Source organism: Shewanella hafniensis (genome assembly GCF_019655335.1).
Taxonomy (GTDB): Bacteria; Pseudomonadota; Gammaproteobacteria; order Enterobacterales; family Shewanellaceae; genus Shewanella; species Shewanella hafniensis.
The window spans coordinates 77,279-95,434 of the sequence record NZ_BPFD01000008.1; the positions used below are offsets into that span (position 1 = coordinate 77,279).

At 45.0% G+C, this 18,156-nt stretch carries 17 protein-coding genes and 1 tRNA gene; 13 read left to right on the top strand and 5 right to left on the bottom strand.

The window, feature by feature from the left end; genetic code table 11:
* Positions 1–5 precede the first annotated feature (5 nt).
* The 3 genes from K5Q99_RS04420 to purM form a co-directional block, all read right to left on the bottom strand.
* A complete protein-coding gene (locus K5Q99_RS04420) occupies positions 6–752 on the bottom strand; it encodes an HAD-IIA family hydrolase (protein WP_028760358.1) in 747 nt (248 codons plus the stop codon).
* Between the two features lie 157 nt (positions 753–909).
* Positions 910–1,554: a phosphoribosylglycinamide formyltransferase gene (gene purN, locus K5Q99_RS04425; protein WP_006087455.1), complete on the bottom strand. Its 645-nt coding sequence runs from the start codon at positions 1,552–1,554 to the stop codon at positions 910–912.
* Positions 1,554–2,591, bottom strand: coding sequence for a phosphoribosylformylglycinamidine cyclo-ligase (gene purM / locus K5Q99_RS04430; protein ID WP_220592691.1), 1,038 nt, complete (start codon positions 2,589–2,591; stop codon positions 1,554–1,556). Before purM ends, purN begins: the two co-directional genes overlap by 1 nt.
* A 331-nt stretch (positions 2,592–2,922) precedes the next feature.
* On the opposite strand from purM, the gene upp reads away from it, so the two are divergent.
* The gene (gene upp, locus K5Q99_RS04435) at positions 2,923–3,549 is read left to right on the top strand and encodes a uracil phosphoribosyltransferase (RefSeq protein WP_106650229.1); all 627 of its coding nucleotides are present in this window, start codon (positions 2,923–2,925) and stop codon (positions 3,547–3,549) included.
* Positions 3,550–3,813: 264 nt separating this feature from the next.
* Complete coding sequence (locus tag K5Q99_RS04440) at positions 3,814–5,220, top strand: GGDEF domain-containing protein (protein ID WP_220776154.1); 1,407 nt, start codon at positions 3,814–3,816, stop codon at positions 5,218–5,220.
* 205 nt (positions 5,221–5,425) lie between these two features.
* Here the strand turns inward: K5Q99_RS04440 and K5Q99_RS04445 are convergent, their stop codons facing one another.
* Complete coding sequence (locus K5Q99_RS04445) at positions 5,426–6,745, bottom strand: Na+/H+ antiporter family protein (protein WP_220776155.1); 1,320 nt, start codon at positions 6,743–6,745, stop codon at positions 5,426–5,428.
* A gap of 388 nt (positions 6,746–7,133) precedes the next feature.
* On the opposite strand from K5Q99_RS04445, the gene K5Q99_RS04450 reads away from it, so the two are divergent.
* Positions 7,134–7,739: a peroxiredoxin C gene (locus K5Q99_RS04450; protein ID WP_006081247.1), complete on the top strand. Its 606-nt coding sequence runs from the start codon at positions 7,134–7,136 to the stop codon at positions 7,737–7,739.
* A 100-nt stretch (positions 7,740–7,839) separates the two neighbouring features.
* On the opposite strand, the gene rnt is transcribed toward K5Q99_RS04450, so the two are convergent.
* Positions 7,840–8,511: a ribonuclease T gene (rnt, locus tag K5Q99_RS04455; RefSeq protein ID WP_106650231.1), complete on the bottom strand. Its 672-nt coding sequence runs from the start codon at positions 8,509–8,511 to the stop codon at positions 7,840–7,842.
* A gap of 141 nt (positions 8,512–8,652) precedes the next feature.
* Here rnt and motY point away from each other — a divergent pair, with 141 nt between their 5' ends.
* From motY to K5Q99_RS04505, 10 genes are all read left to right on the top strand, one after another.
* On the top strand, positions 8,653–9,522 hold the full coding sequence (gene motY / locus K5Q99_RS04460) for a flagellar protein MotY (RefSeq protein ID WP_220776156.1): 870 nt from the start codon (positions 8,653–8,655) through the stop codon (positions 9,520–9,522).
* Positions 9,523–10,317: 795 nt separating this feature from the next.
* Positions 10,318–12,501: a prolyl oligopeptidase family serine peptidase gene (locus K5Q99_RS04465; RefSeq protein ID WP_220592694.1), complete on the top strand. Its 2,184-nt coding sequence runs from the start codon at positions 10,318–10,320 to the stop codon at positions 12,499–12,501.
* Between the two features lie 171 nt (positions 12,502–12,672).
* The gene (ybgC, locus tag K5Q99_RS04470; RefSeq protein WP_006081251.1) at positions 12,673–13,074 is read left to right on the top strand and encodes a tol-pal system-associated acyl-CoA thioesterase; all 402 of its coding nucleotides are present in this window, start codon (positions 12,673–12,675) and stop codon (positions 13,072–13,074) included.
* Positions 13,064–13,750, top strand: coding sequence for a protein TolQ (gene tolQ / locus K5Q99_RS04475; protein WP_006081252.1), 687 nt, complete (start codon positions 13,064–13,066; stop codon positions 13,748–13,750). The genes ybgC and tolQ overlap by 11 nt, the downstream gene beginning before the upstream one ends.
* Positions 13,750–14,184 carry a protein TolR gene (gene tolR, locus K5Q99_RS04480; RefSeq protein ID WP_106650233.1) on the top strand — a complete coding sequence of 145 codons (435 nt, stop codon included), beginning with the start codon at positions 13,750–13,752 and terminating at the stop codon, positions 14,182–14,184. Before tolQ ends, tolR begins: the two co-directional genes overlap by 1 nt.
* Positions 14,185–15,195 carry a cell envelope integrity protein TolA gene (tolA, locus tag K5Q99_RS04485; protein ID WP_106650234.1) on the top strand — a complete coding sequence of 337 codons (1,011 nt, stop codon included), beginning with the start codon at positions 14,185–14,187 and terminating at the stop codon, positions 15,193–15,195.
* Between the two features lie 13 nt (positions 15,196–15,208).
* On the top strand, positions 15,209–16,537 hold the full coding sequence (gene tolB / locus K5Q99_RS04490; RefSeq protein ID WP_006081255.1) for a Tol-Pal system beta propeller repeat protein TolB: 1,329 nt from the start codon (positions 15,209–15,211) through the stop codon (positions 16,535–16,537).
* Positions 16,538–16,583: 46 nt separating this feature from the next.
* Positions 16,584–17,120, top strand: coding sequence for a peptidoglycan-associated lipoprotein Pal (gene pal / locus K5Q99_RS04495; RefSeq protein WP_220592695.1), 537 nt, complete (start codon positions 16,584–16,586; stop codon positions 17,118–17,120).
* Positions 17,121–17,144: 24 nt separating this feature from the next.
* Complete coding sequence (gene ybgF, locus K5Q99_RS04500) at positions 17,145–17,894, top strand: tol-pal system protein YbgF (protein ID WP_106650236.1); 750 nt, start codon at positions 17,145–17,147, stop codon at positions 17,892–17,894.
* A 142-nt stretch (positions 17,895–18,036) separates the two neighbouring features.
* Positions 18,037–18,112 (top strand) — tRNA-Lys (locus K5Q99_RS04505).
* Positions 18,113–18,156 lie beyond the last annotated feature (44 nt).

Sequence of the window (18,156 nt, forward strand, 5' to 3'; positions counted from 1 at the left end):
ATTGTTTAAACCACATCAATATCGCCAGCGCAGGCAAACACATGGTTGGGGCGGAAGGGTTCTTTGTCGATATCTTCAAGCTTACTCACGCCACTGGTGACCAGAATGGTTTCAAGCCCCGCTTGGAAACCCGCTAGAATATCGGTGCGCATATTGTCGCCAATAATGACAGTGTCTTCCGAGTGCCCATCAATATGATTAAGTGCAGAGCGAATAATCCATGCGCTCGGTTTACCCACGTAGAAGGGTTTTTTACCGGTAATACGCTCAATAGGCGAACACAGCGCGCCGCAGGCAGGGCTGTAAGCTGGGCCGTGAGTATCAGGGTTAGTGGCAATAAAGCGCGCGCCACGTGCGATGAAGCCCGCGGCTTTATGGATCATCTCCCAGTTGTAGGAGCGGGTTTCACCGACAATCACAAAGTCAGGGTTGATATCGGTAATGGTAAAGCCTGCTTTGTAGAGTTCGTGGGTGAGGGCGCCTTCACCAATAACATAGGCCTTGCTGCCTTCTTGGTGTTTTAAAAAGTCGGCGGTGGCCATGGCGGAGGTGTAAAAGCATTCTTCGGGAATATCAATACCGGCGGCGCTTAAACGGTTTTGCAGATCCTTACCCGTTTGCACTGGGTAGTTTGTGAGGATCACCAGAGGATTGCCTTGTTCTAAAATGCGCTGGATAAATTTGTCGCTGCCAGGGATCAGTTTATTGTCGTGCAGTAGTACACCATCGATATCGCAGATAATATTTTTCATCTAATAGTCTCTTGTCATGCCGAGCAAAAATCACTTTTCGTTAAGTTATCTAATGCCACATTGCCCCAGAAAACAATGCTTTTGTGGAAAATAGTTAAAAAAATAGAGACCCTAAGGTCTCCATTTGTGATCTCGCTACCATTGCTTTAAAGCGGAACTAATCAGGCGCGTAACCGCTGGGGCCGATCAGATTGCCATCAAGATAGGCTTGGCCATTTTGCATGTTAAGACGTTGCTGACTAAACCATTTCACCACGAGCGGATAAATGGCATGTTCTTGCTCATGCACACGGGCGGCGAGCATGTCAGCGGTATCTTCTTCATAAACAGGCACTTTTGCCTGTAAAATCACAGGACCTGCATCCAGCTCTGGCGTGACAAAATGCACGCTGGCACCATGTTCGCTATCGTTCGCGTCTATGGCACGTTGATGGGTGTTTAAGCCAGTGTATTTCGGTAGCAGCGAAGGATGAATGTTGATCATGCGACCTAGATAATGATTCACGAAATCATCGGTTAAGATCCGCATAAATCCTGCCAACACGATTAAATCGGGTTGGTACTGTTCGATTACAGTCATTAAACGCGCATCGTATTCAGAGCGAGATTCACCTTGGTGAGCTATCACGCAGCTGGTATCAATTTCGCCATGATGGGCGCGCACTAGGCCATAGGCATCGGGTTTATTACTGATGACTCCGACAACTTCGGCCTGCAGATTATCGTCGCAACCGTCGATAATCGCTTGCAGGTTACTGCCATTTCCGGAAATTAATACAACTACACGACAGCTCTGGGGCATTACAGGATCTCCACTTGCTCTTCATTGCCTTCACGATTTGCGATAGCACCGATCAGCCATGCTTGTTCGCCTTCAGCAGCCAGTAATGCAAGTGCTGCATCCACTTTATCGGCTGGTAGCGCGACTAACATGCCGACGCCACAGTTGAAGGTGCGATACATTTCGTATTCTGCAATGTTGCCATTTTCCATTAACCAACTGAAAACAGCAGGCCATTGCCATGAATCACCTTGGATAACCGCTTTTAAATTATCTGGTAGTACGCGTGGGATGTTTTCCCAGAAGCCGCCGCCAGTAATGTGTGCCATTGCATGTACGTCTGATGCTGCGATCAGTTTTAGCAATGATTTCACGTAAATTTTGGTTGGCTCAAGTAGATGTTCAATTAGCGGTTTGCCATTGAGATCTTGTTGAGGGTCTGCTTGGCTCACTTCTAATACTTTACGTACTAAAGAGTAACCATTTGAATGAGGGCCACTCGAGGCTAATGCGATAAGCGCATCACCCGCTGCCACTTTGCTACCGTCAATGATGTCGGCTTTTTCAACTACGCCCACACAGAAACCTGCTAGGTCGTAATCTTCACCTTCATACATGCCTGGCATTTCAGCGGTTTCACCGCCGATTAATGCACAACCAGATTGGAAACAACCTTCGCCGATACCGTTGACGACAGACGTCGCGGTTTCAACATCCAGCTTGCCCGTTGCGTAGTAATCGAGGAAAAACAGTGGCTCAGCGCCTTGAACGATTAAATCGTTCACACACATAGCAACTAAGTCTATGCCGACTGTGTCGTGTTTTTTATAGTCGATGGCTAAACGTAATTTAGTTCCAACACCGTCGGTGCCAGACACTAAAACCGGTTGCTTGTATTTGGTGGGGATTTCACACAGGGCGCCAAAACCACCTAAGTTGCCCATAACTTCTGGACGACGGGTACGTTTAACGGCTGCTTTTATGTTACTTACCAGTGCATTACCTGCATCAATATCAACGCCGGCATCTTTATAGCTCAGTGGGGTAGGTGTGCTCACGGAGGGATCCTCTCGGGTACATCGTTATTGGATTTTATGCGGCGGTATTCTACCAGCTTGTGCTAGGGGTCGAAAGTCATGATTTGGATTTATGCCCCTCGGCGGATTATTTTTGGTTGAGTAAAACTGTATTTCAGTTTTTGAAGCCTTGTGATTGGTCACAAAATAGTAAATTAAGGTACGTATCTTAAGCGATTGGGAATTATTCTTGGGAGATAGCTCACGATTAGGCCTAATGGCAAAACTTTATGTTTTACCTAGTAAACAAATCAACTAGAATCTGAAAAATTTGCCTAAAATAATACGCCGAAAAATAAAGTAGGAGAGAAAAATGAAAGTTGTCGAGGTTAAACATCCTTTAGTGCGTCACAAAATCGGTTTAATGCGCGAAGGTGACATTAGCACTAAACGTTTCCGTGAGCTAGCCGCCGAAGTGGGCAGTTTATTAACCTATGAAGCTACCGCAGATTTCGAAACTGAAACGGTGACGATTGAAGGCTGGAACGGTCCGGTTGAAGTCGACCAAATCAAAGGTAAAAAAGTCACGGTTGTGCCGATTTTACGTGCGGGTTTGGGCATGATGGACGGTGTGCTTGAGCATATCCCCAGTGCGCGTATTTCAGTTGTCGGTATTTACCGTGACGAAGAAACTCTAGAGCCTGTGCCTTACTTTGAAAAGCTCGCCAGCGACATGAACGAGCGTATCGCCTTAGTCGTCGACCCAATGCTCGCGACTGGTGGTTCTATGATTGCGACCGTCGATTTATTGAAGAAACGCGGTTGTACTTCAATCAAAGCCTTAGTGTTAGTGGCAGCACCTGAAGGCATTAAAGCGTTAGAAGCGGCGCATCCGGATATCGAATTATATACTGCAGCTGTCGATAGATGCTTAAACGAGAAAGGCTATATCCTGCCAGGTCTTGGTGATGCGGGCGATAAAATCTTTGGTACTAAATAACCAAAGCAGTTAAATCATCAGAGTCACTGATGTTCAGATGTTCAGTTGAGCGGATGTACTCACTAAGGGAGCCTAGGCTCCCTTTTTGTTTTTTTGCCCGCCACAGTTATAACAACTTTGTTTTAAGCTGCTAAAGTTTAGCATTAAGGCAAATTATTATTCGCTATTTCAGTTGTTTTTGTTGGCTTATTTTGTGATGTTATCGGCCATTTCTTAAGTTTTGGGCAAGGCATATTGTCGGTACAACAGGGATTAAGAGGGGTTATGGGACATTCTGCACTCAACTGGTTGTTATTACGTCGGTCACTGGCACTTGCGACCCTGTTATTTGTCATACTCTTGCTGATCCTATTACCGTTTAAAATCGATAGAGAACATCAATCCTTTGTCGCTTTTGTAAAAAACAAACAACTTACACCTAGCTATATTGAACTGCTCGGGAAAAGCCTATCCCTGCACGACATTATTGATTTCAATAAATCTTCTTTAGCGCCTTTTCAGCTCGATCCCACCCGATTAATGCTGCCCCAAGGGGTGGAGCTTTCTGCTGAAGAAGCGCAAGTCTTACGCTACTTTGATTATCTCTACTCCAGTAAAAAGACCAATGCAGATGATATTTTCCTGTATGTGGGGCTTTATCGTAGTGATGCTGTGTATTTTGCTACCCCAATCCCTGAGGACGTAAAAGCGCGGCTGATTAATGACCGTACTTCGACAAATGAGTTTTGTCAGAGCCTGCACTATTGTGCGAAAGACGCGACGCCAGAGTCCTTGGCTGATGGCATAGTGCTATCCATTCCTTATCAAGATCAAGTGACTGGTAAAGTCATTTTATCTATGGCCTCGCCGATTTCATCATCTAACGATCCTAATCATTTTATTGGTGATGTGATTGCCGACACGGCCTTTATGACGTCGGGTTTTATGCGCAATAAACATGTTGAATGGCGCAATACCGATTATGGCACTGAGTTGGTGATCACGACAGATAGCCTTTGGGCTGAACTGACGCCGGAGTTCTTGTTTTATTCGATGACAAATCATTTAGATAACATGACTTCACTGACATACAAAATCAGTATATTTCGTTTTATTGTGTGGAATTTGCCCCTGTGGTTTTTGTTATCTATCGTGATCTTCTTCGCTCAAATTAATATCAATCGTTTTAGGAAACTGCGTACTGAGCGTCAACGGTTTAGTGAAGCGATGTTATTGGATGCTTTTACTCGCACCTACAATAAGAAAGTCTATGAGACCGCATTGTTTGATGCCGCAACTAAGGGGCATTACGCGGTGATCTGCGTGGATGGCGATAAAATCAAAACCATCAATGATACCTACGGGCATAAACTCGGGGACATGGCGATCATGCAAATTGTCGATGCAATGCGCGGCGTATTTCGAGAAAACGATTTGTTAATCAGAACCGGTGGTGATGAGTTTGTCGTTATCTTAGCTAATTGTACTTTCGAGCGGGCTTTGGTGTTGGCTGAACATTTACGTCAAGCTGTGGCAGAGCGACAATTTTTAAATGTGTTGACTGTTTCCTGTGGTGTCGCTGATTCGCAAGACTATGCAAATTTTGAGGCCGTGCTGCAAGCGGCGGATAAAGCGCTGTATGAGGATAAAAAGAATAAGCAGGGTAGCCGCAAGCTCGAAGCGACACGGTAACTATGGTTAGTTATTAGGCTATTATTGCGTTAACTATTGAGATTGCGTTAACTATTGAGATTGAGTTAGCTATTAGGTTAAGCATCGAGTGAATTAACGCGTCACGTGACCGCAATAACGTTGCTGCCTGCAATAAAAAACAGCGCGGAGAATGTCCGCGCTGTCGTTACTTTCTATTACTGCTATTCAATCCCTTCAATCGTGTTTACAGCACCATGGCTGCAATCCAGCCAAACACTAATAGTGGAATATTGTAGTGGATGAAGGTGGGGATCACGCTGTCACGGATATGATCGTGTTGGCCATCGGCATTCAAACCCGCAGTAGGGCCTAAGGTGGAATCCGATGCTGGCGAGCCCGCATCACCCAGCGCCGCGGCGGTGCCGACTAACGCAATGGTCGCCGCCACCGAAAAACCAAAACTTAACGCCAATGGTACATAAATCGTCGCGATAATAGGAATGGTGGAGAAAGACGAGCCAATTCCCATAGTGATCAGTAGACCCACTAGCAGCATCAAGAAGGCGGCGAGGGCTTTATTATCACCAATGATGTCGCTAAGCGAAGCCACAAGCGTCCCCACTTCACCGGTTTCTTTCACTACGGCGGCAAAGCCAGCGGCTGAAATCATGATAAAGCCGATGTTAGCCATCATGCGCACGCCTTGATTGAAAATATCTTGGTCGGCGACGTGTTTTAAAGCGCCCGAGAAACTGAAAATCATGAAGCCGACTAAGGCGCCAAAAATCATCGAATCGGTTTCAAGTTGCACCATTAAGGTGGCTAATATTGCGACTGCGGCGATGATAATATTACGTTTGTTGAGAGTTTCTTCTGGCTCAGCAACCAATACTTTGGCTTCATCATAGATCCGAGGCTTACGGTAACTGATAAACACAGCTGTCAGTAAACCGACTATCATGCCCGCCGCTGGAATTAACATGGCTGGTGGAATTTGCTCACGCACAGCCGCTAAGCCATTGCTGGTTAAGTTGGAAAGCAGAATATCATTTAAGAAAATACCACCAAATCCAATCGGTAAAATCATATAGGTCGTGACGAGACCAAAGGTCAAAACACAGGCGACTAAACGACGGTCAATCTTCAGTTTGGTCATCACATGCAACAGAGGCGGCACTAAAATCGGAATGAAGGCGATATGAATAGGTAAAATATTCTGTGACGCCATCGACATGACGAGGAGCGATAGCAGCAGTAACCAGCGAACCCAGTTAGTGTTGGTAGGATTAGGATCTTGCCCAAGACTACTGATGATGCTTCTTGAGATCAGTGTGGTTAAGCCTGAGTGCGAGAGTGCGACAGCAAAGGCACCTAATAATGCATAACTGAGCGCAATTTGCGCGCCGCCACCTAAGCCAGTATTAAAGGCATCTATGGTTTGGTGCAGATCCATTCCGCCCACAAGTCCCGCCACTAGGGAGCTTATGGTGAGGGCGATTACTACATTCACCCTAGCTAAACTGAGTGCCAACATTAAGCACACTGCAATTACGACTGCATTCATAGTCAATTTTCTTAATTCTTTAAGCCAAAGATGCTATTTTTGACTGCAAAGGCTGTGGATGTCCAGTTTGCCGATAGCTTATCTGAAAAATATCTGAAAATGTGATCATGCTGGGTTTAGTCTGTTAGCTGAATGTGGTGTGCATCGCACGCAATCAGTGCAGATTGCTCTATCCTTAGTCAGGCAAAACGGAAATGCCCTTGAAAAATGTGATATTGGTCTTAAATAGGTTGTAAGGCACAGCACACGACTTATAATGCCTAAAGATTTGATTGGTAAGAACACCTTCTAGTCAGTAAGGATTTAACTCAACCTAGGTTGAGGAGAGCATACTGGCTTGAGGGCGTCTTACTTTACACTTAGTTCAACTCATAGATGGAGATATAAAATGAGCGTATTAGTAGGCCGTCAGGCTCCTGATTTTACTGCTGCAGCTGTATTAGGTTCTGGCGAAATCGTTGATAGCTTCAACTTAACTGCTGCCATCAAAGGCAAGCCAGCAGTCGTATTCTTCTATCCACTTGACTTCACTTTCGTTTGTCCATCAGAGTTGATCGCATTTGATCACCGCATGGAAGAGTTCACTAAGCGTGGCGTAGAAGTGATCGGTGTGTCTATCGATTCTCAGTTCACTCACAACGCATGGCGCAACACCCCAGTTGAAAAAGGCGGTATTGGCCAAGTTAAGTACACGTTAGTGGCTGACGTTAAACATGAAATCTGTAAAGCATACGATGTTGAGCATCCTGAAGCGGGTGTGGCTTTCCGTGGTTCATTCCTGATCGACAAAGAAGGCATGGTTCGTCACCAAGTCGTTAACGATCTGCCATTAGGCCGTAACGTTGATGAAATGCTACGTATGATCGACGCACTGCAATTCCACGAAGAGCACGGCGATGTATGTCCTGCTGGCTGGGAAAAAGGCGATAAAGGTATGAATGCAAGCACTGAAGGTGTTGCTGCTTACCTGTCTGAAAACGCAAGCTCACTGTAATGAGTACTTGCTAATCACAGTTGTCTGTTAAATGAAAAAAGCTGCCAATGGCAGCTTTTTTGTTTTTAAATGACTTAAGGTCTAGCGTGAACCGCTAAACTTATTCCTCAGTATCGCTTGGTGCATCCTGCGCATCTACGGCCAGTAACGGCCAGCCGCCTAATGATTTCCAACGATTCACTATGTGACAAAAAAGCTCTGCGGTACGTTCGGTATCATATAGCGCTGAATGTGCTTCTTTATTATCGAAGGGAATGCCCGCCATGATGCATGCTTTGGCCAGTACGGTATGACCTATGGCAAGTCCGGCGAGTGTAGCAGTATCGAAGGTAGCAAAAGGATGAAACGGCGAGCGTTTTAAGTCGCAACGTTCAATCGCCTTACTCACAAAGCCATGGTCAAAGGCGGCATTATGCGCCACTATGATACTGCGATGGCAGTCAGAGGCTTTTTGGGCTTTTTTCACCGCTTTAAAGATTTCTAAAAAGGCTTCTTTCTCGCTCACAGCTCCCCGTAACGGATTAGTGGGATCAATGCCGTTGAATGCTAACGCTTCGGGTTCTAAATTTGCGCCTTCAAAGGGTTCAATGTGAAAGTGTAGGGTTTTATCGATTCCTATCACACCTTCATTGTCCATTTTCAGTAGGGTGACGGCAATTTCTAGCAACGCATCGGTTTGAGAGTTGAAGCCCGCAGTTTCGACATCAATGACTACGGGAAAGTAGCCTCGAAATCGGTATTTCAATTTGTTCGCGTCGCAAATGTCACTCATAAAGTACTCTAGAAAATTCACAGGGCGCTATTATGCTAAATGTGTTGGGGTGTGTCATGCTTGATTGATGGTTTTATGAGCTAAAGGAACTAAATAGTTTGCCGATAAAGCCATGTAACCGATTAAACATGAGTAAAGGCTATGTGGCGAAAACTGATATTAGTATCAATTTTATGCGTTCCAGCAACTGCAAAGGCAGAGTTGCGCCATTATGTCGCCTCTTTAAGTGATTCCCAATGGCGAGTGAGCGAGAATTCTCCCATCGTTTGTCGCCTCGAGCACGATATCCCCTCCTACGGTAAAGCGATTTTTACCAGCGAAGCGGGTAAGCAGCAAAATATGAATTTTACCTTAGACATGTGGGTAAAACCGGATCAAGTCACGCAAGCTAAGTTAATTAGTCGCGCGCCACAGTGGCGTCCGGGAGTGGTCTCAAAAGAGATCACGTCACTGCATTATCAAAAGTACTTTAATGGTGAGGTGCCTAAACGTGCCGCTTGGTCTATGTTGGCTGAGTTGAGTCGCGGTATGGAGCCGACGTTTTATTATGCCGATTGGTATAACGAGTCAAATAAGATCGCTGTGGGTTTGTCATCGGTTAATTTTGGCCGTAAATACAGCGAGTTCAAAGCTTGTCTAGCGCACCTGTTGCCCTATAGCTTTGAAGATATCGCATTTACTGTGCTGAATTATGATGAAGGCGGAACCGATTTAACTCGTTTCTCCCAGCAGCAACTGTCTCGGGTTCAAGAATACTTAGCCTATGATCCTTTAGTAGAGCTAGTGCTGGTAGATGCGTATACCGACAGTTACGGTGGCCGTTCAGTTAACCAAAAAGTCTCAGATAAACGGGCTGAGTCGGTAAAAGATTTCTTTGTTGCCAGTGGTATTCCGCAAGATCGTATCGTTACTGTAGGGCACGGTGAGCGCCGTCATGTGGCTTCGAACGATGATATGGACGAAAGGGCACGTAACCGCCGCGTTGTGATACGGATAAGTAAGCCTTTGTAGTGCATTTGCGCAGTGTTTAATTTGTGCTACATCAATATAGTTAAACCTAATCCAATGCCAAGTCACTGACTTGGCATTGTCATTTCTGGATGCGGAGATGGTTATTTTTGGATAGCGTGGCAGAATTTCGCTCAACCTCAACCTTTGCAGCATCAGCGAGCTTTGAATAGGATTATGAGTTTTTCTTATTTGTGATATTCGCGAGCAGGTAACCGTTAAGCACCTTAGACAACTTAACTGGGGTGAGGGCATGAATAGTGATAGCGGTTTAAAACTTGATATCGTCGTAAGTAGGATGGTGTTTGAAATAGATAAAAAAAAGCCCGCTTAAACTAAGCGGGCCGCAAAAATAATGCATTTGCAATCAACAAATTGAAGGAAGGAAGTCAAGCATAAGAACCAGGGAAGAAACTGAAGTGTTGGGAACACACCAGTTTAAAAGTTCTTTGTTTTCGATATCTGCAAGCAGGTATCTCCTGAAAACAAGCACATTCTATGGTGAACTCGGCGGTAAAACAAACGAGAAAAATTGCCCATAAACATTAGTAATTCTAATGATTGCAAAGGTGATCTATATCACTTAAGTCACTATTTACCTTGATTAATAACTTATAAATCACTATTAGTGCATAATAATACACTTCAATAAGCTTATCCTTGCTGCCATTTTGTTAAATCTGCGATACAACCTAAAAATCTTCTTATTAAGTTACGGCATTGCCATGATTTTTTTTGCTTGTATAGTACTTGCTGAAAAGGCCTTAAGCCTGAAACCACAAGAAGGACGATAACAAGATGGCATTACGATTTCGCCTTGCAAAGCAAGGTTTGTTAGTGGCCACATTGGGAATGGCACTCGGTGCCTGCCAAAGTGGCAATGCACCTGAACAAAATTCGACTGAGCAGGCAAGCGCAAATAAATTGGTTTATCCTGTGACTCAAAAAGATGATCTCGTCGAAACCATTCACGGTGTTGCCGTGGCGGACCCTTACCGCCATTTAGAAGCCAATACGCCAGAAACGGAAGCTTGGGTTAAAGAACAACAAGCCTTCGGTCAAGACTATTTAGCCAAGATCCCCAATAAACAAGCTGTGGTCGATCGCATTACTGAGTTGTGGAATTACGAAAAAATATCAGCCCCATTTGAGAATGGCGACAATCAATTTTACTACCGTAATGATGGCCTGCAGGCGCAATCTGTTTTGTATGTAAAAGGGTTAGATGGCGTTGAAAAGCCAGTACTCGATCCAAACAAACTGTCTGCGGATGGCACTGTGGCACTATCAGGTGTTGCAGTGAGTAATGACGGTAAAATTTTAGCCTATGGCGTGTCAAATTCGGGCTCAGATTGGCAGCAATGGCAATTTGTTGATATCGCAACCGGTAAGAAACTTGCCGATGAATTGAAATGGATTAAATTTTCTAGCGCAGTCTGGGATAAAGAAAACCAAGGTGTGTTTTATGCTCGCTATGATGCCCCAGCGGGTGGAGATGTCTTAGCCGACGTCAATTTCAACCAAAAAGTGTATTACCATAAATTAGGCACAGATCAGCGCCAAGATTTATTGATTTACGAGCGCCCACAGAATAAAGATTGGGGCTTTGGTATCGAGGTATCCGAGAAAGGCGAATACTTATTACTGTCGATTTCTCAAGGTACGGATAAGCGTAATCGTTTCTTCTATAAATCCTTATTTGAACCTAAATCACAAGTGGTGGAATTGATCCTCAACTTAGAAGCTGAATATGAGTTTCTCGGTAATGATGGTTCAGTATTTTATTTTAAAACTGACTTAGATGCGCCTAATGGGAAAGTGATTGCGATTGATACCCGCAATAGCGATAAATCCCAATGGCAAACCATTATTCCTGAGTCTACAGATCCCATTAATAACGTCGCCATAATTAATGACCATTTAGTGGTGAGTTATTTACACGATGTATTAGGTCAATTATCCATTTACAGCATGGGTGGACAGAAGCGCCAAGACGTAGCATTACCCGGTCAAGGCAATGTGGCGGGGCCTTTTGGCAAAGCAAGCAAAGACTATTTCTATTATGTGTTTAATAGTTATATTCAACCTGAGACCACCTATAAATTTGACTTTAAAACTGCAGAATCAAGCGTAATTGCCAAACCTAAAGTATCGTTTAATCCCGATGACTATGTTTCTGAGCAAGTGTTTTATCGCAGTAAAGACGGTACGCGTGTGCCTATGATGCTGTCCTACAAAAAAGGCTTAGTGAAGAACGGTCAAAACCCAACATTACTGTATGCCTATGGTGGTTTTGCCATTTCGATGACACCACGCTTTAGTCCGGCCAACATTGCTTGGTTAGATATGGGCGGTATTTACGCTGTGCCGAGTTTACGTGGCGGCGCTGAATACGGCGAAAGCTGGCATCAAGCGGGTATGTTCGATAAAAAGCAAAATGTATTTGATGACTATTTTGCCGCCGCGGAATATCTAGTGAGTGAAAAATACACTAATAGCACTAAGTTAGGTGCCTATGGCCGCAGTAACGGTGGTCTGTTGATGGGCGCTGCGGTAACTCAACGCCCTGAACTCTTTGCTGCCGTATTACCTGCGGTGGGCGTACTGGATATGCTGCGCTTCCACAAGTTCACTATCGGTTGGGCTTGGACGAGTGAATATGGCAGTGCCGATAAAGCAGATCAATTCCCTGCGCTATTGGCATATTCGCCTTATCACAATGTAAAAGCGCAAGCTTACCCAGCGACTATGGTGATGACGGCCGACCATGATGATCGCGTCGTGCCATTGCACAGTTTCAAGTTTGCGGCCATGTTGCAAGATAAGCAACAAGGCACTGAACCTGTGATTATGCGTATCGAGTCCAATGCGGGTCACGGAGCCGGTAAACCGACGGCGATGAAGATTGACGAATTTGCCGATATCTACAGTTTCTTGTGGCAGAGTTTTGGCTTAACCCTGCCACAAACTATCGCAAAATAACTAACTATGTTAATAAAATGGGGTCCTTTGACCCCATTGTCTTTTACAATTGCCCCTATTCATCTGAAACCCGCGCTATTCCTATCTATATCTTCGTCGGGTCATTCACAAGTCTTGTTTCCCTAGGTATAGTAAGCGTCAATTTTTCAACCAAAATTTGCTTATTTTCAAATGATGTTTCATTGGCCTATTTCAGTCTATTACGAAGACACCGACGCTGGCGGCGTTGTCTATCATTCGAACTATCTCAACTTTTTTGAGCGGGCGAGAACCGAGTGGCTAAAAGCCCTTGGCGTGAGTCAGACTGCGCTTTTAGCCGACGATACCGCCTTTGTGGTAAAGCGTGCGGAATTAGATTTTCGCAAAGCGGCACGTTTTGAACAGAACCTTATTGTTGAAACTAAGGTCATAGAGTTGAAAAAGGCCTCGTTGATCTTTCATCAACGCTTGGTCGATAAACAGGGAGACTGTTATTGTGAAGGCACAGTGCTGGTTGTTTGTGTTGCGCTGTCACGAATGCGTCCCCGAGCTATTCCCTTAAATATTGTGCAGGAGTTTGACAGTGCAAGCTGATATGTCGATTGTTGGGTTATTTTTACAAGCCAGTTTATTAGTGAAATTTGTTATGTTCACCTTACTTTGCTTGTCAGTGATGTCTTGGACGGTGATTTTACAACGCCGTAGCTTACTGACATCCGCAAAAAGTAAATCGGCTAAGTTTGAAGATAAATTTTGGTCTGGCGTTGATTTAAACCGTTTATATAAAGAATTATCGACTCGTCCAGATAATAGCGGTTTAGAGTCATTATTTGTGACTGGCTTTAAAGAATATTCACGTCTGAATAAATTAAATAGCAAAGTGCCTGATGCTGTGATGGACGGTACATCACGTGCGATGCGTGTGACACTTTCTCGCGAAATGGAAAAGTTAGAAGCAAACTTACCCTTATTAGCGACCATTGGTTCGACTAGCCCTTATATCGGTTTATTTGGTACGGTATGGGGTATTATGAATTCATTTATCGCCATTGGTTCGATGGAAAACGCGACCTTAGCTATGGTGGCCCCAGGTATTGCTGAAGCCTTGATTGCAACGGCTATGGGTCTATTTGCAGCGATCCCAGCGGTTATTGCGTACAACCGTTTTTCGACTCAAGTTGATAAATTAGAAATGGCCTACGCAAACTTTATGGAAGAGTTCTCCAGCATTTTGCATCGCCAAGCATACAGTGAGAAGGAAGGGGCATAATGCAACCAGCTTATCAGCGCAAACGTCGTCGCCCCGTTGCCGAAATCAACGTGGTGCCCTATATCGACGTGATGCTCGTGCTGTTAATTATTTTTATGGTAACAGCGCCCATAGTCACTCAAGGGGTAAAAGTGGAGCTGCCTCAAGGGGCTGCGGAAGTTTTACCTGCTGACAGTAAGCCACCTGTGGTGGCTTCGATTGACGGTGACGGTGATTATTATTTGAATAAAGGTGGTTCAACCAACGTTCCTATGGACTTGGAAGAGCTCGCGACGGAAGTTGCTGCGCTTATGGTGACAGAGCCTGAGCGTCCCGTGGTGGTTAAGGCCGATAGAAATATTCCTTACGATAAAGTGATTCAGTTGATGGTGACACTGCAGCAAGCTGGCGTGCCATCAGTCGGTTTGATGACGGATTCACCCAAGGAGAAATAGGTGGCAGATAAGTCAGATGTAACATTACCTCTGTCAATTTCAGCGGGTATTCATATTGGCGTGATAATTATTCTGGCGTTGGGGATAGATTTTTCTCATAAACCTGAGCCTATGCAACAAGTTAGTGCGCCAGCGGTTAAAGCTGTGATGGTTGATCAGCAAAAAGTCGCTAATCAAGTTGAGAAACTTAAGCAAGAAAAGCGTGATGCTGAACGCCGTGAGCAAGAACGCCAAGCCGAGCTTGAGCGCAAAGCGCAAGAAGCTAAACAAGCGCGCGAACGTGAACAGGCTCAAATTAAAAAGCTAGAGCAAGAACGTAAGCAGCAGGAAATTGAAACCCAAAAGGCCAACGAAGCGGCCAAGCTCGCTCAAGTAAAACAGCAGCAGGAAAAGGAAAAAGCAGTTAAAGCCGAAGCCGACCGTAAGCTGAAAGAGCAGGAGCGTAAAGTCGCTGAAGATGCCGCGCAGAAAGCTGCGGAAAAACGCAAAGTGGAAGAAGCTGCAGCAGCAAAAGCCGAGACCGATCGTAAGCAGAAGGAGGCGGAAGCTAAGGCCAAAGCTGATAAAGCCAAGGCTGATGCAGAAGCGAAAGCCAAGGCCGAAGCTAAAGCGAAAGCAGATGCTAAGGCCAAAGCGGATGCTGAAGCCAAAGCCCGCGCCCAGCAGGAGCAGGAAATGGCCGATGCATTAGCGGCGGAGCAGGCGGCATTGTCGCAAACCATGAATAAGCAGATGCAGAGTGAAGTGGGTAAGTATCAGGCAATGATTAAATCGACTATCCAACGAAATTTGGTGGTGGATGAATCTATGCGTGGCAAGACTTGTACTGTCTCTGTACGATTAGCAAATGATGGTTTTGTGATCAGCAGTCAAACTAAAGGCGGTGATCCTAACGTTTGTCGTGCAGCAAAAGCAGCGATTTTGAAGGCGGGTAAATTGCCAGTGTCTCCGGACCCTGCGGTTTATAACTTGATGAAAGAAATTAACTTAATCGTTGAACCAACGTTTTAATTAAAGGAGTCCCATGAAAATATTGGCAAAATGGTTAGCATTGGCGGTTCTGCTTTGCACCACCCCCGCAAAAGCGGCATTGGATATTGTGATCACAGAAGGTGTTGACGCTGCGCGTCCTATCGCTGTGATGCCTTTTGTTTGGCAAGGTCCTGGCGCCGCGCCGCAAGCGATTGCGGATGTAGTGATGTCGGACTTAGTGCGTAGCGGAACGTTTAAACCTTTAGACGAACTTGGACTGCCTCAGCGTAATATTGGCACTGTGGCACAGTTTCAAGCTAATTCTTGGTCAAGTGTTGGCGCCGAAGCGTTAGTGCTAGGCACCGTTAAACCTTATGGTACCGATCAATATTTGGTGAGCTTTGATTTAATTGATTTAGTCAAAGCTCAAAACCAAGCGTTGAAAGGCCCAGTTAGTGCAACAGAATTTTTGATGGACAGCCGTCAAACTGTGATTTCAGCGGCGCAATTTCGCCAATATGGACACAGGATCAGCGATATCGTCTATGAAAAGTTAACCGGTATTCGCGGCGCATTCTTAACGCGGATCTCCTATGTTGTGGTCAATCATACTCAAAAAGCCCCATATCAATTGATGGTTGCTGATTATGATGGCGTCAATGAACAAATGTTACTGCGCTCGCCAGAGCCGTTGATGTCACCGACTTGGTCACCCGATGGTCGTCGTCTAGCGTATGTAAGCTTTGAAAACAAAAAAGCGGAGATCTTCGTGCAAGACCTTTATACCCAAGTGCGCACGAAAGTGAGCTCTTTCCCTGGTATTAACGGTGCGCCGGCGTTCTCACCCGATGGTAAATCTTTGGCTGTGACTTTATCTAAAGACGGTCAGCCTGAAATTTACATCATAGATATTGCAACTAAAGCGATTAAGCGTATTACCAATCACTATGCTATCGATACTGAGCCATCATGGTATCCTGATGGAAAGTCGCTGATTTTTACATCAGAGCGCGGTGGTAGACCACAGATTTATCGCGTAGAGTTGAGCTCAGGTAAAGTCAGTCGCGAGACCTTTGAAGGTGAATGGAACCTCGGTGGTTCAATTACCCCTGATGGTCGCAGTATGATTTTTGTTAATCGCACGAACGGTAAATTTAATATTGCGCGTATGGATTTAAGTACGCGTTTTATGCAGGTGCTGACATCGACACGTTTGGATGAATCTCCAAGTGTGGCCCCTAATGGTACTATGGTGATCTATGGCACTACATACCAAGGCAAGCAAGTATTAGCAGCTGTTTCTACGGATGGACGTTTTAAAGCAAGATTACCGGCAGGTCAAGGTGAGGTGAAATCACCTTCTTGGTCACCGTTTCTCTAATGTTATACCTTGATTTAATCACATTTAATTTTATAAGGAACACGTAATGGATCTGAATAAGTTGTTAAAAGCTATGTTGGTAGCACTTCCAATTATGGCTCTTAGTGCATGTAGCTCAACTTCAGAATCAGAAACTGATGCAATGGGCTCAACAAACGGTTCAGGTAGTGAGCTGAATGGTGGTGGCATTCAAACTGGTGGTGTAGGCGCAATGTTGTCTGCTGAAGAGCAACAACGTCAGCAGTTAGAAGACTTGAGAAAGCAACACATCATTTACTTCGACTTTGACCGCAGTGAAGTTCAAACAGATTTCGCCGCAATATTAGAAGCCCATGGCACTTACTTAGTTGAGCACCCAAGTGTGCGCGTACTGATTGAAGGTCATGCGGATGAGCGTGGCACGCCTGAGTACAACATTGCTCTGGGCGAGCGTCGTGCTAAAGCCGTTGCTAAATACCTACAAGGTATGGGCGTACAGCCAAGCCAAATGAGCATAGTCAGCTATGGCGAAGAAAAACCACTTGATTTTTCTCGCACTGATGAAGGTTTTGGCAAAAACCGTCGTGCAGTTTTAGTTTACTAAGATTGAATCTCGGAGAGTAACACAATGAAACGTGCCGTCTTAATTACGGCAATGTTCCTTGGTGCAGGTGCTGCTGTTGCAGCACCTGCTCCTGTGGAAGATATTGCTGGTGGTTCGGGTGATGACAGACTTGCTCGCATAGAACGTATTGTAAAATCAAGACAACAAAGCGAGCTCGAAATGCAGCGCCGTCTTGATACACTGCAGCAGGAAGTACTCGATTTACGTGGTTTAACCGAACAACAGAATTATCAGATTGAGCAGATGCAACAGCGTCAGCGTCAGTTATATGATGAACTTGCTAATTTATCCTCAAAGGCATCTGCCGCTCCAGCAGCCGCAGCCGCGACATCCACACCCTCAGTCGCCGCGACGAATGCTGCTTCAAGTAGTTTAAGTGAAACAGCAAGCTATGAGAGTGCGGTTAACTTAGTCTTGAAAGAGCGTAAGTATGATGATGCGATTCCTGCCTTCCGTGCTTTTATCAAACAATACCCAGATTCTGTGTATGCCGCGAATGCTAACTATTGGTTAGGACAGCTGTTATTTAATAAGAGCGAGTTTGCAGAAGCCAAACAAGCCTTCAAAACTGTGGTTGACCGTTTTAGTGATTCTAATAAACGCGGTGACAGTTTAGTGAAGCTTGGCATGATCGCCGAGAAAACCGGTGACAAGGCTGGGGCGACGCAATACTACCAACAAGTCGTCAAAGATTACGCAAACAGCGCAGCAGCACGCATTGCACAGCAGCAACTGGCTGCAATTAAAGCGTAATTAACCAAAAAACATACTCTTAGTCTGTTTTTCATGCAAACGACAAAAAATTGGGAATTTGCGCTTGCATGAGAAGATGAAAAAGGTATTATAGGCGCCCTCAGAGCGGCGAGGTCGTTCGGGGCGTAAAATACCAGTAAATGGGTCGTTAGCTCAGTCGGTAGAGCAGTTGGCTTTTAACCAATTGGTCGAAGGTTCGAATCCTTCACGACCCACCACTTACTCTAATAAATAGAATAAGTTAGTGGTATTTAGCGAGATA

What these genes read in the sequence shown, in the direction of transcription:
- K5Q99_RS04420 (WP_028760358.1), bottom strand. Translation starts at nt 752, where the DNA reads ATGAAAAATATTATCTGCGATATCGATGGTGTACTACTGCACGACAAT.
- purN (WP_006087455.1), bottom strand. Translation starts at nt 1,554, where the DNA reads ATGCCCCAGAGCTGTCGTGTAGTTGTATTAATTTCCGGAAATGGCAGT.
- upp (WP_106650229.1), top strand. Translation starts at nt 2,923, where the DNA reads ATGAAAGTTGTCGAGGTTAAACATCCTTTAGTGCGTCACAAAATCGGT.
- K5Q99_RS04440 (WP_220776154.1), top strand. Translation starts at nt 3,814, where the DNA reads ATGGGACATTCTGCACTCAACTGGTTGTTATTACGTCGGTCACTGGCA.
- K5Q99_RS04445 (WP_220776155.1), bottom strand. Translation starts at nt 6,745, where the DNA reads ATGAATGCAGTCGTAATTGCAGTGTGCTTAATGTTGGCACTCAGTTTA.
- K5Q99_RS04450 (WP_006081247.1), top strand. Translation starts at nt 7,134, where the DNA reads ATGAGCGTATTAGTAGGCCGTCAGGCTCCTGATTTTACTGCTGCAGCT.
- rnt (WP_106650231.1), bottom strand. Translation starts at nt 8,511, where the DNA reads ATGAGTGACATTTGCGACGCGAACAAATTGAAATACCGATTTCGAGGC.
- motY (WP_220776156.1), top strand. Translation starts at nt 8,653, where the DNA reads ATGTGGCGAAAACTGATATTAGTATCAATTTTATGCGTTCCAGCAACT.
- K5Q99_RS04465 (WP_220592694.1), top strand. Translation starts at nt 10,318, where the DNA reads ATGGCATTACGATTTCGCCTTGCAAAGCAAGGTTTGTTAGTGGCCACA.
- ybgC (WP_006081251.1), top strand. Translation starts at nt 12,673, where the DNA reads ATGATGTTTCATTGGCCTATTTCAGTCTATTACGAAGACACCGACGCT.
- tolR (WP_106650233.1), top strand. Translation starts at nt 13,750, where the DNA reads ATGCAACCAGCTTATCAGCGCAAACGTCGTCGCCCCGTTGCCGAAATC.
- tolB (WP_006081255.1), top strand. Translation starts at nt 15,209, where the DNA reads ATGAAAATATTGGCAAAATGGTTAGCATTGGCGGTTCTGCTTTGCACC.
- pal (WP_220592695.1), top strand. Translation starts at nt 16,584, where the DNA reads ATGGATCTGAATAAGTTGTTAAAAGCTATGTTGGTAGCACTTCCAATT.
- ybgF (WP_106650236.1), top strand. Translation starts at nt 17,145, where the DNA reads ATGAAACGTGCCGTCTTAATTACGGCAATGTTCCTTGGTGCAGGTGCT.